Below are 18,595 nucleotides of genomic sequence, written 5' to 3'. Positions count from 1 at the left end.
ACAAATGGAATCCGTCAGACCGGTTAACCCCGTCGCCCCTTACGTCGGCGGCAAGAAGCAACTCGCGCGCCGCATCATCGCCCGCATCGCCGAAGTTGAGCACGCGATCTATGCCGAACCCTTCGTCGGTATGGGCGGCGTCTTCCTGCGCCGGCCAGGCCGGCCGAAGGTCGAGGCGATCAACGACGCGTCGCGCGACGTCGCGATCTTCTTCCGCATCCTGCAGCGCCACTACCAGGCGTTCCTCGACATGCTGAAATGGCAGGTGACCAGCCGCGCCGAGTTCGAGCGCCTGGCCGGCCAGGATCCCGACACGTTGACCGATCTAGAGCGCGCCGCCCGCTTCCTCTATCTCCAGCGCCTGAGCTTCGGCGGCAAGGTCGCCGGGCGTTCGTTCGGCATCTCGACCAACGGACCAGCCCGCTTCGACATCACACGCCTGGTGCCGATGCTCGAGGCCGTGCACGAGCGCCTCGCCGGCGTCTGGGTCGACTGTTTGCCCTGGCAGGAGTTTATCCGGCGCTGGGATCGGCCGAGCACGCTATTCTATCTCGACCCGCCCTACTGGGGCACCGAGCACTATTACGGCCGGGGGATGTTTGGCCGTGCGCAGTTCATCGAGCTCAGCGCCGCTTTACAAGCGCTTCAAGGCCGCTTCATCCTATCGTTGAACGACGTGCCCGAGGTGCGCGAGCTGTTTGCCTGGGCCTCGATCGAGACTGTCGAGCTCAGTTATCAGGCGGGCGGTGCGGAGCACACGAAGCGGGTGCGCGAGGTGCTGATCGCTGGACCGCGCGCCTAGTTCGCTCTCCCACCATTGCCGACGCGAGGCTGGCGAAACCGCAGCATCGGCGGGCTGAGTGGCGGTTCCGGAGGCGCCAACCGAGCGCGGCTTAGGTTGATCGCCTGGCGGAACTGCTCGATCGGCAGTATTTCTTCCAGCTGGTCATCGGGGGCAGCAAAGCCTGGAAACTGGCCGCGTTCTCTGGAGCCCTCAGCGATCACTGTGGCAAGCTCCGCCATATGCAGGAACACGCTACGCTCGATTTTTTGCAGCGCCTCCAAAGTCTCCATATCGGCGGACTGAAAATATCGAAGCATCGCTTGTTGGATAAACTTCTCGAGCTGCTTCAACTGCTGGCTCGCATAGACGTTGATGGGCCTGACCGGATGGACATGTGCTGGCCCAAAGATGTTGGTTGAGCGCATGCGGCGCGGAACCGAGGGATCGAAGATTGGAACCGCCCCATCCTTGTCAGCAACGGCATCTGCGAATGTCGCCCAGAGATCGACGCAGCGGTTGAAGATCAGGGTGAACTCGGAATTTGCGAGGCGTAGCGCCCGCTGGTTGCGCAGGCTCTCCTCGGACCTCAGCAACCGCTCCAACAGCACCACGGTCAGCGCGATGCCACAGCTCTCGGTGAAAAAGTTACCTGTCAGCCCGGGATCGATTGCAAAAGGCGCAGGCAGTGGAAAAAAATAGACGATCCAGCAGGCCACCATGACGGCGACGGCGATTATTCCGGCAGAATGTTTCCACGCCCAGCGGCGAAGTGGCGCAAATTTCGATGGATTGGCCGGTTTTGCAGTCATGTGGTTAAGCCCCAGAGCTCGGTAGCGAGGTATAGCAACGTGCGGCTAATCTGCCACCGGCCAAGGGGGGCTGAACGGTGTCGCTTTCGGAACGTATCAAACGAGATGGCCAAGCGGCCGCTCAGGCGCCGGCGGCCGAGCTTGGCTCGTCTCTTCGCACCGCGTTGGCCTTTCTGGAGCAGTGGCCGATATGCGTATCCACCGGCACAGTATCTGACGGAAAGAGCAGCGTCGGGCCATTCGAAGTGGTGGCGCACACATTATCGGGTAATCGCGATGAAGCCAGGCCAGCGATAATAGCGGCTGATGCTTGCGCGGCCGTGATTGACGCCGTTCCCAAGCTCAATATCGAAGAGCTTGGCCGTTGCCATCGCCGCATTGCCACCGCCAAAATGCTCGAGAAGGGCAAAGTGCCCAAAGTTGGTGCCGTTCACATCAGCACCACAACTCAGGGAATCATTTACGCTCAAACGACCGATCTTCCGTTCGAGAATTTAGTAGCCGAGTTGGAAAGGCTGAACGCTTCGGTTCCGTTGGATGGTTGGGTCGACGCGCTGTTGGTCGGGTCGACTGGAATTTTAAGCTATGCGGTCCAGTATCCAGGCGATTCCAAAATAATGGGTGGCAGCCTGCCGCCCGGACGGGGGCGTGTCGGTTGTCCACCGCCGATTTTTATAGTGCCGGTCATCCGGCATGGAGCTGCCGACGCTCTAAATCGACTGGCGTTTCTGCTTGCCGGACAGCTGGCGTTCTTCTCCCCCGGTTACCGTCCTCCGCTCCCCGCGGAGGTCATGGGAAGGGGGGCAACCACGTCGTTTTTGCGCCGGGGAGCCTATTCCTTCGCGCTCGACGGCGAGTTGCGGGCAATGCCAGCGGAGCAGTTGTTCGCCCAATATCTTCCCCGTCGCGCTTTCCACATCGTTCAGGGCGCTAAGACGCTAGGGTCAATCGATCTATTGCCGTGGCAAGACGGTGGCGTCGTCATGCTTCGGGGGCCATTTCCGCTCGAAGCATTGCTTGCCCTTTTGGAGGTGTCACAGGAAGGGGGGCGGCGGGTCACGCGAAGACCCGGTGACCTTCAGCTATCGCAGGTGCTACCGCTCCAGCACGACGGCTTCGTCAGCTTGCTCAAGCGCTTCGAGCAGCGCTCCAATATGCGGGTGACCATTGTCGAGCCCACCTTTGAGAAACGGCTGGTATCGAACGAGGGAACGAGTTCGCCCTACGTGGCCCGACTCTTCCTCGGTCTACTTCACTTGCGAGGAAGTGCTATCCAGGATGAGCACAAGACGAATGAATTCGACGCTATTTTCCACGGGCTGACGACCGCGGTCACTGACCTCCGCGACGCGGCTCGCGCGCTAACGGAAACCTGGTCTTCGCTTCAAAGCAGCGTGGCGAACGGCGTCGGCGTGCGTATGGAGGGAACGACGCTTCAAGTCGAGCATCTCGCGGATCGAGATCTCAATCGGATCTGCGCGGACTTCCTTCGGGCCGCCGTCAATGTGATCAAAGTCAGCTTGCAGGAGCTGGCGAAGTGCCTAGGCACCGACATCGGATTCTGGTTCAAAAAGGAAGAGGCGTTCCTGGCTGGCGTTGAAGCCTTGGCCAAGGACGATCCTGGCTTGGCCGCATATCTCGTGGCGGCGCGTTGTAGCTGGTCCGAGCAGGTCGTTGATCGACGAAATGCGGTTGACCACCATTCCTGGCGATTGCCGCTGGCGACTTACCAGCGCACCGAGGGTCAGATCGAGGTGATTGCCCCGGAGATCGAAGGCGAACCGGTTCTGTCGTACGTCGATCGACAGTTGAATCGAATTTGCTGTGCAGTTGAGGAAATCACCGCACACCTGCTGGCGAACCTCCTTCCAGAGGGGCTGACGCTGCACGAGACACCCGTCGAAAATCGCGATGAGAATTCACCGATACGATTTGAGCTAACCCTTGAGACAGGTGGCAAGACCATCTGGGCATTGCATCATCACAGTCGCCCCTTTCTAGAGAGCTGACAGCCGCTGGCGCCATGTCGGAGAGGGGCACTGCCCTTTCGACCCAGAATATCAACCTGTTGCCATTTGATCGTTCGCTCAGTGCCATTTGGTTTTTCGCGCTACAACCGCCTACGTCTGCCCCGGCCGCAGCTTGTAGAAGACGTGCCGGCCGATCGTATCCATCTTCTTGAGCTTGCGGGCCCAGTACGGCCGGACATAGTCGGCGTGGTAATGCGTCGAGGCGCCGACTTCGGCCAGATAGGTCGTGCCGTCATAGACCTCGCGGGCGATGCGGGTGGCGTCGCGCCAGGGGCCGGGCTCGGTGATGCGCAGCGACTTGCCCTCGCAGGCGAAGGTGAACTGGCAGGCGAGGTGGCGGCTGGCGTTCTGGTAGACCGCGCCGCAGACCGTGTTCGGGTAGAGCCCGCTCTTGACCCGGTTGAGCACCACCTGCGCCACTGCGGCGCGGCCCTGCTCGCCTTCCGAGCGCGCCTCGAAATAGACGGCTTCGGCCAGGCAGCGCTGCTCCTTGGCCATGTTCTCGGGCGCGATCAGGCTGGTGTAGATCTGCTTCTCGGCGGGATCGACAGTGCGCAGGTCCGTGGTCGTCCCGCGCTCCGATTTGGCGACGCGGCTGCGCGATTCGGGTTCGGCGGCGATGGGCGCCAGCTGCATCGGCGTGGCCGAGGTGGCGGCGGCCATGCCTGTGGCCGCCGGCGTGCTGGAGGACTGGCCGAGCGTTGCGGAGACGGTCGGCGTCGCGCCGTCGAGATTGTCCGGGGCGAGTTCGCCATGGCGCGGCGAGCCGATGCTCTTCGGGACAGCTATCGGCGAGGAATCGGACAGGGCGGGGTCGGTGACGCCCTCGTCGCGCAGGAAGGGTTCGAAGCCGATCGGCGGCTCGTCCGGGCTTTCCAGCGCGTCGAGCGAGAAGCCGCCCGAGATCAGCCCCGGCTGGGTGTCGCCGAAGACGACGCGTTCGAGCTCGCCCGGCGGGCCGTTGCGGGTCAGGGTCGGGCGCAGGGCCAGCAGCGGGTCGCCCTTGCTGCTTCGGTCGACCTGCGGGAAGGCGCTGGCGCTGCGCTTCATGTCCTCGCGCGGCCGGCGCGGATCGATCGCGAAGGTGTTCTCGGGCTGCTCGAAGGAGTGGCGGGCCGGCTGGATCAGGCGTGAATAGGCGCGCTCGGGCAGGCGGAAGGCGCTGCTGGCGACGAGGAGCGACGGGCCATCGGCGAGATCGGAGAGCGGGCCGGGCGCAGTGCGCGCGATCAGCGAGCCTGGCGGGCCGGAGGCGTCGGGATTCTGTCCGGCCGAGGCGGTGAAGGAGACCAGCATGCCGGCCGAGAGCGCCCAGGGCGCCACCGTCGCCAGCGCCCAGCGCAGGCGCTGCCAGCCCATTCGCTTCGATCGCCGACGCAGACGCAACTGACCCAGGCCCTCGTATCCGAAAGACGAAAGATGAGCGACCGCGAATAGAGATGATGCAAATTCGCGACAGTTGGATAATCCCGTGTCAGGGTTGAAGCGGGGTTAACGCGGCGGCGCCCGCCACGGCCGGTCTCCGCCAAAAGACGGCTTTCGCGATCGGCGGAATTTCCCTTATGCTGCGCCGCAACAAAGGGAGAGAGACATGAATGCCACCGCCCTCAAGGCCGATTCCGAAGCCAATGCCGTCGCGCTGATCGCTGCCGCCTTGCCCGGTTTCGAGGCTTTGCTGGAGGAGGCGGTCGCTGCCGTCAGGCAAAAAGTGCTGGTCGATGGCCGCATCTCCTCGGCGAAGCTGGAGCAGGAGCAGCACGCCGCCCATGGCCTCTCCTGGCTCGCCACCTACGTGATGGCGCTGCGCGAGCTGAAAGCCTATGGCGAGCGGCTCCAGGGCGAAGACCGCTACGGCGCGATCGAGGACTACGCCATCAGGATCGGCGCCGGCGAATATGCCGCCCAGATCTTCGGCGGCATCCCGATGAGCCAAGGCGAGATCGTCCGGCTACCGTCGCTCGGCCTCACGGCCAAGGCTGTCGCCGCCGCCTGCTCGGATGCGGCCGAGGCGCTGATCGCCGAGGGCAACACGCCTGAAAACCGTGCCCGCTTCGTTTCCCTGTTCAGCCAGAGCCAGGGGCTCGCCAGCGTCGGCGATCCCGGCCTCGACGAGACGCTGGAGGCGATCCGCTCCGAGATGCGCCGCTTCTGCGAGCAGCAGGTCACGCCGCATGCGCATGAATGGCACTTGCAGAACGAATACATCCCGATGCCGGTGGTCGAGCAGATGGCCGAGCTCGGCGTCTTCGGCCTGACTATCCCCGAGGAATTCGGCGGCATGGGCCTGTCGAAGGTCTCGATGTGCGTCGTCTCCGAGGAACTCTCGCGCGGCTATATCGGCGTCGGCTCGCTCGGCACCCGCTCGGAGATCGCCGCCGAACTGATCCTGAATGGCGGTACGGACGAGCAGAAGGCCTATTGGCTGCCGAAGATCGCCTCGGGCGAGATCCTGCCGACCGCCGTCTTCACCGAGCCCAACACCGGCTCCGATCTGGCCTCGCTGCGTACCAAGGCGGTGAAGGACGGTGATGTCTGGAAGGTCCATGGCAACAAGACCTGGATCACCCACCCCGTCCGCGCCGACATCATGACGCTGCTGGTCCGCACCGACCCCGATGCGCCGGGCTATCGCGGCCTCTCCATGCTGATCGCCGAGAAGCCGCGCGGCACCGACGCCGACCCGTTCCCGGTCGCGGGCCTGACCGGCGGCGAGATCGAGGTGCTCGGCTATCGCGGCATGAAGGAATACGAGCTCGCCTTCGACGGTTTCGAGGTCAAGGGCGAGAATTTGCTCGGCGGCGTCGAGGGCCAGGGCTTCAAGCAGTTGATGCAGACCTTCGAGGCAGCCCGCATACAGACCGCGGCGCGGGCGCTTGGCGTCGCGCAATGCGCCTTCGATCTCGGCCTGCGCTATGCGCAGGAACGCATCCAGTTCGGCAAGCCTCTGATCGCTTTCCCGCGCGTCGCCGACAAGCTCGCCATGATGGCGGCCGAGCTCGTCATCGCCCGCCAGCTCACCTATTTCGCCGCCCGCGAAAAGGACGCCGGGCGACGCTGCGACCTCGAGGCCGGCATGGCCAAGCTGCTCGGTGCCCGCGTCGCCTGGGCGGCGGCCGACAACGCGCTGCAGATCCATGGCGGCAACGGCTTTGCGCTGGAATACCCGGTGAGCCGCGTGCTCTGCGACGCCCGCATCCTCAACATCTTCGAGGGCGCCGCGGAGATCCAGGCGCAGGTGATCGCGAGGCGGCTGGTGGAAGGTTGAGGGGGAAGGGGTCTCCCTCTTCCCGGAAGGGCTCCTCAGCAGGAGGCCTCTGAGAATGTGCAGACAGACTCTAGGATGGCACGAAGAAGCCGCTATCGAGATCCATCAGCCGCTCCCTAGCTTGTGACGACTGCGGCTCCCAACCCAGCTTGATAATCGTTTCGAGCACCTGCCGGGACGCTGTAGGCGCGACATAAGCCGTTGCTAGCGCTGCTTGGCAGCGAACCTGTCGATTGGGATGATTGAATAGGCTGGTCAGTGCAATCCGTTGATCGCCAGGTCGGCTCTTGAGCTCGGCGTTTATTCGCCAGATTTCTCCAATTGCTCGGTTCTGCTTCCCAATCTGGAAGCCGAGCTCGGCCTGCTCGCGCAGCTTGGCAAATTCCACAAATCGAAGCACCAGCTGTTCAAGCGACATTTCTCGAAGGTCCGCGCTCTTCATGGCTTGAGAACTCCGTGCAGCTTCATCGCCTGATTGCCGATACGCAGACGCTCTTCCCAGTTCTTGCCTCTCAGATACTCCCGTGGCGTCAAGCCCAGATAACTTTCATTGCGTGTCATGTACCAGCCAGTGATTTCCCAATGCCGCAGCGTCGGGATCAGGACGAGATTGGCGCGGCCGTTGACGAGTGCTCTGGGGTAACCGTCCACCAAAGCCGCAGTCCGTTCAGCGCGGTGGTGCACATCGAAGCCGGCGCGAGGTGACGATACGCCGGCCTCGAGTTCCTGCAAGGTCTTGGGTTCGTCCAGATAGGAGGTGATCCGCGGCAGGTAGCCTCGCAACCAATCGGTGCCCATCAGCTTCCCGATGAAGCCGCGCGCCTGCGTTGATGCACCCGACGTCTTGGCCTGTTGCAGCCAGCGGGCCGAGTTCCTTGTAACCTCGGTCAGCTTAGCTGGATTGGATGGGCGCTCTATTGGGATTGCCGGCGATTCGCCGATCGTCGTCCGATCGAAATCGGTCGCGATGCCCTCGATTGCCTCCGGAAAGATCGAAAGCAAGTCCGGCAGAAGCGGAATGACGCCATCTCCGCCGCCGGTATCTGCCCATCGGCCACCGCCGAATTGGTTTGCGGGTATCCGTGGCTGATCCGGGTTGAAGCCGGCTTTTTCTGCCAGCGTTCGCAAACGCTCGAATGCCGCCAGCATCCGCTCGCCGGCGACGTAGCTTGCGAGAGCGTTGCGTCGCAGTCTTTCGGTGCGACTTCTTTCGGTGACCGATCGACTGCTGAGCATCCGTGCGCTGACCTCCGCGACGGACACGGATACTAAGCACGGCAATCGCACCGGGGATAAGTTTTTTGCTTTTGACCGCAGCAGGCCAAAACTGCGCTGAGACGCTCGGAGTATCTGGCGTTAAAGAAGCGAGCGATCCGACGTCACAGACTCGCCGCAGCCCGCGCCGCCTGGTCGTACTGGCCTGATAGCGAGCGCATCGCGGCGGCGATCTCGGATAGCCGGGCCGGGTCTACCCCGGTCGCGAGCACCGATTTGACCAGGAGCTGCTCGCGGATCTGGGCGTAGCGCTTGCAGGCCTCTTCGCCCGCCGGCGTGATCGCGACCGTCTTCTCCTTGCCCTTGCGCCCACTTTTCAGGAGCTTCAGGCGCTCGAGCTTCTTCAGCGAATAATTCACCAGATGCGTGTCCTCGATGTTGAGGACGAGGCAGATGTCGGCGAGGCGCTTGGCCTTGCCGCGATGGTTGACGTTGTGCAGGACGAGCACGTCCATCGGCGTCAGCTCCGGCACGCCCGCCGCCGTCATGGCGCGCAGCATCCAGCGATGGAAGGCGTTGACGGTCATCGTCAGCGCGAACTCGAACTCCGACAGCGCCGGCATCGCGCCGGAGGCGAGATGACCGGATGAGACGATCGGGCCGAGGTCGTCGGAGGGGTGCATCATGCGGTGCCGAATGGAGCGCGGGATCCCCTCTCCCGGATGGGAGAGGGGCAGGGGTGAGGGCCTGCCCTCTCAAGGTTGGACGACAACGTTGCCGCCGCGCCTTCTGCGGAAACGGCAGGCCCTCATCCGGCGCTCCGCGCCACCTTCTCCCATCCGGGAGAAGGGAAGAGGCGACTCGCCCGTGACAGCGGTCGCCAGCCTCACATCTTCTTGTAGGCGTCGACGATGGCCTGGCCGTCGGCGCCGGCCTTCTTCAGCCAGTCGGCGGTCAGGGTCTCGCCGGCCTTCTTGAAGCCGTCCTTGAGGGCGGGCGACGGTGCGTTGACCTTCATGCCTTTGGCCTTGAGCTGGTCGAGATACCAGTTGGTCTTCTCTTCCCAAGTCTTCCAGCCGCGCGCCTCGGCGTCGGCCGAGGCCTTGAGGATCGCGTCCTGGGTCGGCTTGTCGAGCGCGGCGAAGGCCGCCTTGTTGACGAAGGTGGCGTTCTTCGGGATCCAGGCCTGGACGTCATAGAAATGCGTCAGCGTCTCCCAGGCCTTGGAATCATAGCCGGTGCCGCCCGACGACATGAAGGAGTTGACCACGCCGGTCGCCAGCGCCTGCGGCAGCTCGGCCGCCTGGATCGTCACCGACTGCATGCCGAGGATTTCGCCGAGGCGGGTCGTGCCGACATTGTAGGCCCGCCATTTCAGGCCCTTCATGTCCTCGATCGTGTTGATCTCCTTCTTGGCGTAGACGCCCTGCGGCGCCCAGGGGACCATGAACAGGAGCTTGATGCCCTGGCTGTCGAGCTTCTTCTCGACCGCCGCCTTCGAGGCCGCATAGAGCTTCTTCGACTCGGTGAAGGAGGTCGCCAGGAACGGCACGACGTCGATGCCGAAGATCGGATCCTCGTTCTCGTGCAGCGACATCAGCACCTCACCCATCTGGGCCTGGCCGGTCTGGACGGCGCGCTTGATCTCCGGCGCCTTGAACAGGGAGGCGTTGGCGTGGACCGTGATCGAGAGCTTGCCTGATGTCGCCGCCTCGACGTCCTTGGCGAAGGTGGCGAGGTTCTCGCTGTGCGGATTGTCCGACGGGTAGGCCGCCGGCAGGTTCCATTTCGCCTGGGCGAAAGCGGCTGGGGCGGCGAGTGAGAGGCTCGCGGCGGCGACGCCGGCGACGAGCATGCCCTTGATGAAATCGCTGCGCTTCATTGTGTTCTCCGTTCCCTCTTGGTGGTGGTTGCGCGTCATTTCGGAAAGGCGAGTTCGGGCAGGACCATCACGATCTGCGGGAAGATCGTAATGATCGCCACAGCGGCGACCAGTAGAAAAAAGAAGGGCAGGGCGGCGAGCGCGACCGTGTTCGAATCCTTGCCCGACATGGTCTGCAGCACGAACAGGTTGAAGCCAACCGGCGGCGAGACCTCCGCCATCTCGACGATCAGCACCAGGAAGATGCCAAACCAGACCAGGTCGAAGCCGGCAGCCTTGATCATTGGCAGCACGATCGCGGTCGTCAGCACGATCATCGAGATGCCATCGAGCGCGGCGCCGAGGATGATGTACATCACGGTGAGCGCGGCGATCAGCGCATAGGGCGACAGGTGCAGCGAGTCGACCCAGGCGGCGAGCGCGGCCGGGATGCCGGTATAGGCCATCGAGGTCGACATGAAGGAGGCGCCGGCGAGGATCAGCATGATCATGCAGGTGATCCGCGTCGTGCCCATTACGCTCAGCCAGAAGGCTTCCTTGGTCAGCGAGCCAGACCACCAGGCGATGCCGAAGGAGCCGAGCACGCCCCAGGCGGCGCATTCCGTCGCCGTCGCCCAGCCTAGCAGCAGCGACAGGAAGACCAGCGCGATCAGCAGCATGCAGGGGATGAGATTGGCCGATTCCCTGAGCTTGTCGCGCAGCGCCATCTTCGGCTCGGCCGGCGGTGCCTTGTCGGGGTGCAGCATGTGCCAGACGATGATGTAGCCGGAATAGAGCGCCATCACGAGCAGGCCCGGCAGGAAGCCGGCCAGGAAGACCTGGATGATCGAGACGTTGGCCGCCACCGCATAGACCACCATGGTGATCGAGGGCGGGATCAGGATGCCGAGCGTGCCGGCGCCGGCGAGCGAGCCAAGTGCGAGCTTCTCATCATAGCCGCGGCGCTTCAGCTCGGGGAGCGCGATCTTGGCGACGGTGGCGCAGGTCGCAGCCGAGGAGCCTGATACCGAGCCGAAGATGCCGCAGGCCAGCACGTTGACGTGCATCAGCCGGCCGGGCAGCCAGTTCAGCCAGGGCGCGAGGCCGCGGAACATCTCTTCCGACAGCCGTGTTCGATAGAGGATCTCGCCCATCCAGATGAAGAGCGGCAGGGCGGCGAGTGTCCACGAGGCGCTATTGCCCCAGATCGTCGTCGCGAGCACCGAGCCGGCCGGGATGCCACCGGCGACGAACTGCATTGCCACCCAGCCGCAGGCCATCAGCGAGATCGCGATCCAGACGCCACCCGCCAGCAGGACGACGAGCAGGACGAGCAGCAGCGCGGAGATTTCAATCATCGCCATCGTGTCAGACCCCGCTCGCCATGGCGCGCTCGACGATTTCCTCGTCGGTTTGCGGCGGCGGCTTCTCGTAGCGCGGCGGCTGGCCACGCAGCACGACATGGACGAACTCGTCGAACATGGCGATGAACAGGATGACGAGGCCGCCGGAATAGCCGAGCTGCGGGATCCACATCGGCATGGCGACGACACCGCCGGCGACGTCGTTGAACTCGTAGGACTGCCAGGTCATCACCACGGCGTGCCAGGCGAAGAAGCCGGCGAAGCCGAGGCCGAGGATCAGCGAAAAGCACTCGAAGAGCCAGCGCTTGCGGCCCTGGAAGTGATCGATCAGCAGGCCGACCCGGATCATCTCGCCGGATTTGAAGGTGTGGGCGAGGCCGAGGAAGGCCATCGCCGCCATGCACCAGGACGCGAAATCGTCGCCTGCCGGGATGTTGAAGCCGACCTCGCGGCCGATCGACAGCCCCATCATCAGGACGAGGATCGCGATCAGGAAGAGGCCGGCGGCGTAGCCGGCGAAGAGGTAGAGCGCGTCGAGGAAGCGGCGGATCATGCGCGCGCCTCCGGACGGCATGTCGCCGCGCCAGCCGATTGCGTCATGCGCAAAGCAGCGGTTGCCAGGACCGGTCCCGTCATGAAAGCCTCCCCTAGATCGGCCCGGCCCCTCAGCCATGTCCCGATCGCAAAGCCGATCCTAATCGGCGAAATGAGCTTGTCAACGTTTCATCGACGATTTATCGATGAAACGTCAAAGAGCCACTATGGCCAATAATCGGGGGATCAGATGACGAGCGGCCGTTGGGACTTCTGGATCGACCGTGGCGGCACCTTCACTGACGTGATCGGCCGCGATCCTGCAGGCAAGTTACATGCCCGCAAGCTGCTCTCCGAGAATCCCGGCGCCTATCGCGACGCTGCCGTCCAGGGTATCCGCGACCATCTCGGCCTCAAGGCCGGCGAGCCGATCCCGGCCGGCACGGTCGGCGAAGTCCGCATGGGCACGACGGTCGCGACCAACGCGCTGCTCGAGCGCAAGGGCGATCGCACCCTGCTCGTTACCACCAAGGGTTTTCGCGACGCGCTGCGCATCGGCTACCAGGCCCGGCCCGATATCTTCGCCAAGGAGATCATCAAGCCCGAGCAGCTCTACGACGCCGTGGTCGAGGTCGAGGAGCGCGTGCTCGCCGACGGCTCGGTCGAGAAGGCCGCCGACGAAGCCGCGATCCGCGCCGCCTTGCAGGCGCAATACGATGCCGGTTTCCGCGCCGTCGCGATCGCCTTCATGCACGGCTACCGCTATCCGGCGCATGAGCAGCTTGCCGCCAAGGTCGCCCGCGAGATCGGCTTCCCGCAGGTCTCGGTCAGCCATGAGGTCTCGCCGCTGATCAAGCTGGTCGGGCGCGGCGATACCGCCGTGGTCGACGCCTATCTCTCGCCGATCCTCGCCCGCTATGTCGCGCAGGTCTCGGAAGAGCTCGACATCGCCCGTACCGGCGCGCGGCTGATGTTCATGATGTCCTCGGGCGGCCTGACCGCTGCCGAGCTGTTCCAGGGCAAGGACGCGATCCTGTCCGGCCCGGCCGGCGGCGTCGTCGGCCTCGCCGAGACCGGTCGCTCGGCCGGCTTCGACAAGGTCATCGGCTTCGACATGGGCGGCACCTCGACCGACGTCGCTCATTTCGACGGCGAATACGAGCGCGCCTTCGAGACCGAGGTCGCCGGCGTGCGCATGCGTGCCCCGATGATGCTGATCCACACCGTTGCTGCAGGTGGAGGGTCCATTTTGCATTATGACGGGTCGCGCTTCCGCGTCGGCCCCGATTCCGCCGGCGCCAATCCCGGCCCGGCCGCCTATCGCCGCGGCGGGCCGCTCGCCGTGACCGACGCGAACGTCATGGTCGGCAAGCTGATCCCGTCCTATTTCCCGGCGATCTTCGGTCCCGGCCAGGACCAGGCGCTCGATGTCGAAACGGTGCGCGGGAAATTCGCGACGCTGGCGGCGCAGGTCGGTGATGGTCGCTCGCCCGAGGAGGTCGCTGACGGCTTTGTCCAGATCGCCGTCGCCAACATGGCCGAGGCGATCAAGAAGATCTCGGTCCAGCGCGGCTACGACATCACGCGCTATGCGCTGAACTCCTTCGGCGGCGCCGGCGGCCAGCATGCCTGCCTCGTCGCCGATGCGCTCGGCATCAAGACCGTGCTGCTGCACCCGTTCTCCGGCCTGCTCTCGGCCTATGGCATGGGCCTCGCCGAGATCCGTGCCACCCGCACCGCAGCGCTCGACGTGCCGCTCGACGCAGAGGCCAAGGCGGCAGTCGCCGTCGTTGCTGAGCGACTGGGCGCCGAAACCACGGCCGAGGTCGCCGGCCAGGGCGTTCCCGCAGGCGACATCGCCATCCATGTCCGCGCCCATATCCGCTATGCCGGCACCGACACCGCGATCGCGACGCCCTTCGGCAGCCGCGCCGAGATGCAGGACGCTTTCCAGGCGTCGCACAAGGCCCGCTTCGGCTTCATGGATGAGACCAAGGCGCTGGTCGTCGAGGCGGTCGAGGTCGAGGCCGTCGGTGGCGGCGCCCGTTTTGAGGAGGCTGCGGCCGCCGAGAATGCCGGCGAGCCCGGAATCGCCGAGCGCACCCGCTTCTTCTCCAAGGGGCAGTGGCACGAGGCGGCGATCGTCCGGCGCGAGGCGATGGCACGGGGGCAGGGCATCGCCGGCCCGGCCATCGTGATCGAGCCGAACCAGACCGTCGTGGTCGAGGATGGCTGGACCGCCAAGCTGACGGCGAAGGACCACCTCGTCCTGACCCGTAGCAAGGCGCTGGTCCAGAACGCCGCGATCGGCACCAGGGCCGATCCGGTCATGCTCGAGATCTTCAACAACCTGTTCATGTCGATCGCCGAGCAGATGGGCGTGACGCTGCAGAACACCGCCTATTCGGTGAACATCAAGGAGCGGCTCGACTTCTCCTGCGCAGTCTTCGCGTCGGACGCCTCGCTTGTCGCCAACGCCCCGCATATGCCTGTCCATCTCGGCTCGATGGACAAGTCGGTCGAGACCGTCATCAAGAACAACCCGGTGATCAAGCCCGGCGACGTCTACTGCCTGAACGCGCCCTATAATGGCGGCACGCATCTGCCTGACATCACGGTCTGCACGCCGGTCTTCGACAATGAGGACAAGCAGATCCTGTTCTGGGTCGCGAGCCGCGGCCACCATGCCGATGTCGGCGGCACCGCGCCGGGCTCGATGTCGCCGCTGGCGACCAATATCGAGGAGGAAGGCGTCTATATCGACAATTTCAAGATCGTCGATCAGGGCCGCTTCTGCGAGGAGGATCTGGTCAAGCTTCTGACCGGGGCGCGCTATCCGGTCCGCAACGTCGTGCAGAACGTCAACGACCTGAAGGCGCAGATCGCCGCCAACGAAAAGGGCGTGGCGGAGCTGAAGAAGATGATCCGCTCCTTCGGCCTCGACGTCGTCCAGGCCTATATGGGCCATGTCCAGGACAATGCCGCCGAGAGCGTCGCCCGCCTGCTGACCCGGCTGCATGATTCCGAGTTCACCTATCCGATGGATCAGGGCTGCGCGATCAAGGTGAAGATCACCATCGATCGCGACAAGCGCGAGGCGACCGTCGACTTCACCGGCACCTCGCCGCAGCGGCCGGACAATTTCAACGCGCCGGCGCCGGTGACCCGCGCCGCCGTGCTCTATGTCTTCCGCGTCATGGTCGACGATGCGATCCCGATGAACGCGGGGTGCCTCAGGCCGATCAAGGTGATCGTGCCGGAGGGCTCGATGCTGGCGCCGCGCTACCCGGCTGCCGTGGTCGCCGGCAATGTCGAGGTCAGCCAAGCCGTGACCAACACCCTGTTCGGCGCGCTCGAGGCGATGTCGTCCTCGCAGGGCACGATGAACAACCTGACCTTCGGCAACGACCAGTACCAGTATTATGAGACGATCTGCTCGGGCTCGCCGGCCGGGCCGGGCTTCAACGGCACCTCGGGCGTCCATGTCCACATGACCAATTCGCGCCTGACCGACCCGGAGATCCTGGAGACGCGCTTCCCGGTCGTGCTGGAGGATTTCCACATCCGCCTGGGGTCGGGCGGCAAGGGCGAATGGAATGCCGGCGACGGCACCAGCCGCACCATCCGTTTCCTCAAGACGATGGACTGCGCCATCCTCGCCTCGCACCGCAAGGTCAGGCCCTTCGGCATGAAGGGCGGCGAGCCGGGAGAACTCGGCAGGACGCTGGTCCGACGCCTTTCGGGCGCGGTCGAGGAGCTCAAGCCCTCAGACCAGACGCTGCTCCAGGCGGGCGAAGCGGTCACCGTGATCACGCCGACGGCCGGGGGCTATGGAAAGCGCAAGGGTTGAGGCTCAAGCCAGATCCGTCTGCGCGAAATCGTTGCCCTTGTATAGCAGGGGCAAATCGCGGCTGCGGGCGCAGGCATAGGCAAAGCAGTCGCCGAAATTGAGCGCGGCCGGGTTGCCGACCGCGCGGCTATAGCGCTTCGCTACCTCGATCGCGGCGCGGCCGATGTCCGGCGTCACGGACATCTCCTCGGCGTCGAGATCGGCGACAAACTGCCGGACGCTCGCTTCGGCGTGGGTGATTGTCTCCGCATCGAGCTCGCGGCCTGTGGCTTGCGCCTTCTTTGCGGCGAGGCCGAGAATCGCTTCGAACAGCCCTGGCGGTGACACGCTCAGAGGAGTTGTGGCCGCTTCCATCTGCTCGATCAGTGCTTCCGCGTCGGATTCGCGACCAAGGATCGCGACGATCGCTGATGCGTCTAGGTACATCAGCGCTCGCCCCACATCTCGTCAGTGAAGCGCTTCATGTCGAAATCGCCCGGCGCCTCACCCATGGCATCGGCGAGGGCGAGGCTGCGCGCGAGACGTTGCCGCAGTGGCTTGTCCGCCTCGATGCGTGCCAACTCGTTCTCTAGCGCGGCCTTAACGGCTTCGGTCTTGGTACGCACGCCGGTCGCCCGTTGTACACGCTCGGCCAGGGCATCCACGGCATCGTCGCGAATATAGAGCGGCATGGATCGTCTCCTGATGGATATTCAAATAGGATCTGTCGCATATTCATGCAAGCGCCACAGAACTACAGGGTTCGCCGCCGGATGACTAAGACGCGCATCACGCCTATCTGAAGGCTCTGAGACGGAGACCGACCATGCCCCAGACCTGGATGATCACCGGTGCCAATCGCGGCATCGGCCTGGCGTTGACGATGGAATTGCTGCGGCGAGGGGACCATGTCGTCGCCGCGGCGCGCGATCCCTGGGGCGGAGCTCTGGCTGAGGTTGCCGGCGGGCAAGCCGGGACGCTGACCCCGCTCGAGCTCGACGTCACCTCCGACAGGAGCATCGCCGCGGCCAAGCAGGCGCTCGATGGCCGGCCGATCGACGTGCTCGTCAACAATGCCGGCGTCTACGGCCCGCGTGACCGGCAATCGGCGCTCGACATGGATTTCAAGGCCTGGCGCGAGGTCTTCGAGGTCAATGTCTATGCGCCACTGCGGGTGGCGCAGGCCTTCCTGCCCAATGTCGAGGCGGGCTCGGGCCGCAAGATCGTGACGATCTCGAGCCAGATGGGCTCTCTCGGCCGCAACCCGTCCGGCGCGATCGCCTATCGCTCCTCGAAGGCCGCGGTGAACATGGTCATGGTCAGCTTCGGTAACGCCGTGCGCGACAGCGAGGTCGCGGTGCTGCTCTTCCATCCCGGCTGGGTTCGCACCGATATGGGCGGCGGCGGCGCCGATATCCCGCCGACGGAGAGCGCCGCCGGATTGATCGCGACGATCGACGCCTCGGGCATGGCCCAGACCAATAGCTTTCGCAACTGGAAGGGCGAGGCGATTCCCTGGTAGGCCTCAGTTGCCGCGGGTCGAGGCGAGCCAGAGCCCGCCGCCGATCAGGAAGCCGCCGCTGAACTTCGACATCAACCGGACGCGCTTCTGCGACAGGAAGCGTCCGGCCCGGCCGGAGAGGATCGCATAGGCGCTGTCGCTGACAGCCGCGAACAGCATCGCGATCGCACCCATGATCGCGATCTGGGTGGCATAGTCGCGCGCCGGATCGAGGAATTGCGGGAAGAAGGCGCCGAAGAAGACCAGCGTCTTCGGGTTGCTCAGCGCCACCAACAGTCCCTGCAGGAAAAAGCCGCCACGCGGCGGGCGCGCCTCGGTCGCGCCCTCGGTGATCTCGCCCGCGCTGCGATACATCTTCCAGCCCAGCCAGATCAGATAGGCGGCGCCGGCGAGCCTGACCCAGTCGAACCAGTGGCCCATCGCGGCGATCACCGAACTCAGACCGATGCCGACGATCGCGATCATGATTACCAGCCCGGCCTGGGTTCCTGCCATGTTGAGAAGCCCGGCGCGGCTACCATGCTTCAGGCTGTTGGCGATGATCAGCGTCACCGTCGGGCCGGGCACGATCACGATGACGAAGCAGGCGACGAGATAGGCGGCGAAGAGTTCGAATGACATGGAAGAAGCCTCCGGGCGGCTTGGCGGCCGCCTTTAAGGCGGCGCGTCATTCCTCTCCTGTTTGCGCTGGCCTGTCGAGAGAGGAGGGCGGACGTGTCGAAGGCTGATTTCCAGGTCGTTCCACTGACGCCGGAGCATTGGCCGGCGCTGGAGGATCTCTTCGGCCCGCAGGGGCCTTGCTATGGCTGCTGGTGCATTCATTTCCGCATGCCGCCGAAGCTGCGCAAGCCGCTACTGGGAGAGGGCGCGCGGCAGCTTTTCGAGGAGCGAGTGAGAAAGGGCCCACGACCGGGCGTGCTCGCCTTCGCCGGCGATATCGCGGTCGGCTGGCTGCAGATCGGGCCGCGGGCGCATATCCCTGAGTGGAATAACCCGCGCCGTGCTTCGACGCCTTTGCCCGATGCTCCGGTCGAGGACGAGCGCAACTGGGCGGCGTCCTGCTTCTTCGTCCGCAAGGGTTTTCGTGGCCAGGGCGTCACGGCTGCGTTGCTCTCCGGCGGGGTGGAATTCGCACGGGCGAGCGGCGCGCGCCTGGTCGAGGCCGCGCCGATGGACAATGAGGGCAAGCGCAGCGCCGACGGGCTCTATGTCGGTCCAGAAAGCGTGTTTCAGCGCGCCGGTTTCGTCGAGGTTGCCCGGCAGAAGCCCGGTCGTCCGCTGATGCGGTTCGCGCTCTGAGTGCCGATGATCGCGGACTCGCGCAGGGGGCGTTGTCAAGCTTAAAATTTAAGGTATTTGAAGTAGTTAGCTGGCTCCGTTAA

Annotated in this window: 17 protein-coding genes; 6 read left to right on the top strand and 11 right to left on the bottom strand. The window is 64.6% G+C overall.

The genetic code is table 11. The features are described from left to right. Positions 1–4: 4 nt before the first annotated feature. On the top strand, positions 5–802 hold the full coding sequence (locus B6S44_RS19495; RefSeq protein ID WP_129158523.1) for a DNA adenine methylase: 798 nt from the start codon (positions 5–7) through the stop codon (positions 800–802). On the opposite strand, the gene B6S44_RS19490 is transcribed toward B6S44_RS19495, so the two are convergent. Further along, positions 799–1,593, bottom strand: a complete 795-nt coding sequence (locus B6S44_RS19490; RefSeq protein WP_129158522.1) for a hypothetical protein — start codon at positions 1,591–1,593, stop codon at positions 799–801. The genes B6S44_RS19495 and B6S44_RS19490 overlap by 4 nt on opposite strands. Positions 1,594–1,670: 77 nt before the next feature. Here B6S44_RS19490 and B6S44_RS19485 point away from each other — a divergent pair, with 77 nt between their 5' ends. Next, complete coding sequence (locus B6S44_RS19485) at positions 1,671–3,602, top strand: hypothetical protein (RefSeq protein ID WP_129158521.1); 1,932 nt, start codon at positions 1,671–1,673, stop codon at positions 3,600–3,602. Between the two features lie 111 nt (positions 3,603–3,713). On the opposite strand, the gene B6S44_RS19480 is transcribed toward B6S44_RS19485, so the two are convergent. Continuing rightward, positions 3,714–4,982 (bottom strand): cell wall hydrolase, encoded by a 1,269-nt coding sequence (locus B6S44_RS19480; protein WP_129158520.1) that lies wholly within the window; start codon positions 4,980–4,982, stop codon positions 3,714–3,716. A gap of 232 nt (positions 4,983–5,214) precedes the next feature. Between B6S44_RS19480 and B6S44_RS19475 the strand changes: the two genes are divergently transcribed. Then, positions 5,215–6,888: an acyl-CoA dehydrogenase family protein gene (locus B6S44_RS19475; RefSeq protein ID WP_129158519.1), complete on the top strand. Its 1,674-nt coding sequence runs from the start codon at positions 5,215–5,217 to the stop codon at positions 6,886–6,888. 70 nt (positions 6,889–6,958) lie between these two features. Here B6S44_RS19475 and B6S44_RS19470 read toward each other — a convergent pair whose 3' ends face one another. The 6 genes from B6S44_RS19470 to B6S44_RS19445 form a co-directional block, all read right to left on the bottom strand. Next, positions 6,959–7,330, bottom strand: coding sequence for a DUF2019 domain-containing protein (locus B6S44_RS19470; protein WP_129158518.1), 372 nt, complete (start codon positions 7,328–7,330; stop codon positions 6,959–6,961). Then, complete coding sequence (locus B6S44_RS19465) at positions 7,327–8,037, bottom strand: hypothetical protein (RefSeq protein WP_164985886.1); 711 nt, start codon at positions 8,035–8,037, stop codon at positions 7,327–7,329. The genes B6S44_RS19470 and B6S44_RS19465 overlap by 4 nt, the downstream gene beginning before the upstream one ends. A 230-nt stretch (positions 8,038–8,267) precedes the next feature. Then, positions 8,268–8,789, bottom strand: a complete 522-nt coding sequence (locus B6S44_RS19460) for a winged helix DNA-binding protein (protein WP_129158516.1) — start codon at positions 8,787–8,789, stop codon at positions 8,268–8,270. Positions 8,790–8,989: 200 nt separating this feature from the next. After that, positions 8,990–9,985 carry a TRAP transporter substrate-binding protein gene (locus B6S44_RS19455; protein ID WP_206735194.1) on the bottom strand — a complete coding sequence of 332 codons (996 nt, stop codon included), beginning with the start codon at positions 9,983–9,985 and terminating at the stop codon, positions 8,990–8,992. A gap of 35 nt (positions 9,986–10,020) precedes the next feature. Then, complete coding sequence (locus tag B6S44_RS19450; RefSeq protein ID WP_129158515.1) at positions 10,021–11,328, bottom strand: TRAP transporter large permease; 1,308 nt, start codon at positions 11,326–11,328, stop codon at positions 10,021–10,023. Between the two features lie 4 nt (positions 11,329–11,332). Then, positions 11,333–11,881: a TRAP transporter small permease gene (locus B6S44_RS19445; protein WP_126113370.1), complete on the bottom strand. Its 549-nt coding sequence runs from the start codon at positions 11,879–11,881 to the stop codon at positions 11,333–11,335. Positions 11,882–12,112: 231 nt separating this feature from the next. Here B6S44_RS19445 and B6S44_RS19440 point away from each other — a divergent pair, with 231 nt between their 5' ends. Next, a complete protein-coding gene (locus tag B6S44_RS19440; RefSeq protein ID WP_129158514.1) occupies positions 12,113–15,712 on the top strand; it encodes a hydantoinase B/oxoprolinase family protein in 3,600 nt (1,199 codons plus the stop codon). 3 nt (positions 15,713–15,715) lie between these two features. Here B6S44_RS19440 and B6S44_RS19435 read toward each other — a convergent pair whose 3' ends face one another. Further along, entirely contained in the window at positions 15,716–16,153 is a 438-nt protein-coding gene (locus B6S44_RS19435; RefSeq protein WP_248309654.1) for a type II toxin-antitoxin system VapC family toxin, read from the bottom strand. Next, positions 16,138–16,383 (bottom strand): type II toxin-antitoxin system VapB family antitoxin, encoded by a 246-nt coding sequence (locus B6S44_RS19430; RefSeq protein WP_129158513.1) that lies wholly within the window; start codon positions 16,381–16,383, stop codon positions 16,138–16,140. Before B6S44_RS19430 ends, B6S44_RS19435 begins: the two co-directional genes overlap by 16 nt. Before the next feature lie 134 nt (positions 16,384–16,517). Here B6S44_RS19430 and B6S44_RS19425 point away from each other — a divergent pair, with 134 nt between their 5' ends. Further along, positions 16,518–17,213 (top strand): SDR family oxidoreductase, encoded by a 696-nt coding sequence (locus B6S44_RS19425; RefSeq protein WP_129158512.1) that lies wholly within the window; start codon positions 16,518–16,520, stop codon positions 17,211–17,213. Positions 17,214–17,216: 3 nt separating this feature from the next. On the opposite strand, the gene B6S44_RS19420 is transcribed toward B6S44_RS19425, so the two are convergent. Next, positions 17,217–17,834 carry a LysE family translocator gene (locus B6S44_RS19420; RefSeq protein WP_129158511.1) on the bottom strand — a complete coding sequence of 206 codons (618 nt, stop codon included), beginning with the start codon at positions 17,832–17,834 and terminating at the stop codon, positions 17,217–17,219. 93 nt (positions 17,835–17,927) lie between these two features. Here B6S44_RS19420 and B6S44_RS19415 point away from each other — a divergent pair, with 93 nt between their 5' ends. Further along, the gene (locus tag B6S44_RS19415) at positions 17,928–18,512 is read left to right on the top strand and encodes a GNAT family N-acetyltransferase (RefSeq protein WP_129158510.1); all 585 of its coding nucleotides are present in this window, start codon (positions 17,928–17,930) and stop codon (positions 18,510–18,512) included. Positions 18,513–18,595: the final 83 nt, after the last annotated feature.

Origin of the sequence: Allobosea sp. Tri-44, from assembly GCF_004123845.1 — a bacterium.
Lineage (GTDB): Bacteria > Pseudomonadota > Alphaproteobacteria > Rhizobiales > Beijerinckiaceae > Allobosea.
This window is presented reverse-complemented; position numbering and strand designations above follow the sequence as displayed.

Excerpts from the sequence above, each read along its gene's own strand:
- B6S44_RS19495 (WP_129158523.1), top strand. The coding sequence starts at position 5 with ATGGAATCCGTCAGACCGGTTAACCCCGTCGCCCCTTACGTCGGCGGC.
- B6S44_RS19490 (WP_129158522.1), bottom strand. The coding sequence starts at position 1,593 with ATGACTGCAAAACCGGCCAATCCATCGAAATTTGCGCCACTTCGCCGC.
- B6S44_RS19480 (WP_129158520.1), bottom strand. The coding sequence starts at position 4,982 with ATGGGCTGGCAGCGCCTGCGCTGGGCGCTGGCGACGGTGGCGCCCTGG.
- B6S44_RS19475 (WP_129158519.1), top strand. The coding sequence starts at position 5,215 with ATGAATGCCACCGCCCTCAAGGCCGATTCCGAAGCCAATGCCGTCGCG.
- B6S44_RS19470 (WP_129158518.1), bottom strand. The coding sequence starts at position 7,330 with ATGAAGAGCGCGGACCTTCGAGAAATGTCGCTTGAACAGCTGGTGCTT.
- B6S44_RS19465 (WP_164985886.1), bottom strand. The coding sequence starts at position 8,037 with ATGCTGGCGGCATTCGAGCGTTTGCGAACGCTGGCAGAAAAAGCCGGC.
- B6S44_RS19460 (WP_129158516.1), bottom strand. The coding sequence starts at position 8,789 with ATGATGCACCCCTCCGACGACCTCGGCCCGATCGTCTCATCCGGTCAT.
- B6S44_RS19455 (WP_206735194.1), bottom strand. The coding sequence starts at position 9,985 with ATGAAGCGCAGCGATTTCATCAAGGGCATGCTCGTCGCCGGCGTCGCC.
- B6S44_RS19450 (WP_129158515.1), bottom strand. The coding sequence starts at position 11,328 with ATGGCGATGATTGAAATCTCCGCGCTGCTGCTCGTCCTGCTCGTCGTC.
- B6S44_RS19445 (WP_126113370.1), bottom strand. The coding sequence starts at position 11,881 with ATGATCCGCCGCTTCCTCGACGCGCTCTACCTCTTCGCCGGCTACGCC.
- B6S44_RS19440 (WP_129158514.1), top strand. The coding sequence starts at position 12,113 with ATGACGAGCGGCCGTTGGGACTTCTGGATCGACCGTGGCGGCACCTTC.
- B6S44_RS19430 (WP_129158513.1), bottom strand. The coding sequence starts at position 16,383 with ATGCCGCTCTATATTCGCGACGATGCCGTGGATGCCCTGGCCGAGCGT.
- B6S44_RS19425 (WP_129158512.1), top strand. The coding sequence starts at position 16,518 with ATGCCCCAGACCTGGATGATCACCGGTGCCAATCGCGGCATCGGCCTG.
- B6S44_RS19420 (WP_129158511.1), bottom strand. The coding sequence starts at position 17,834 with ATGTCATTCGAACTCTTCGCCGCCTATCTCGTCGCCTGCTTCGTCATC.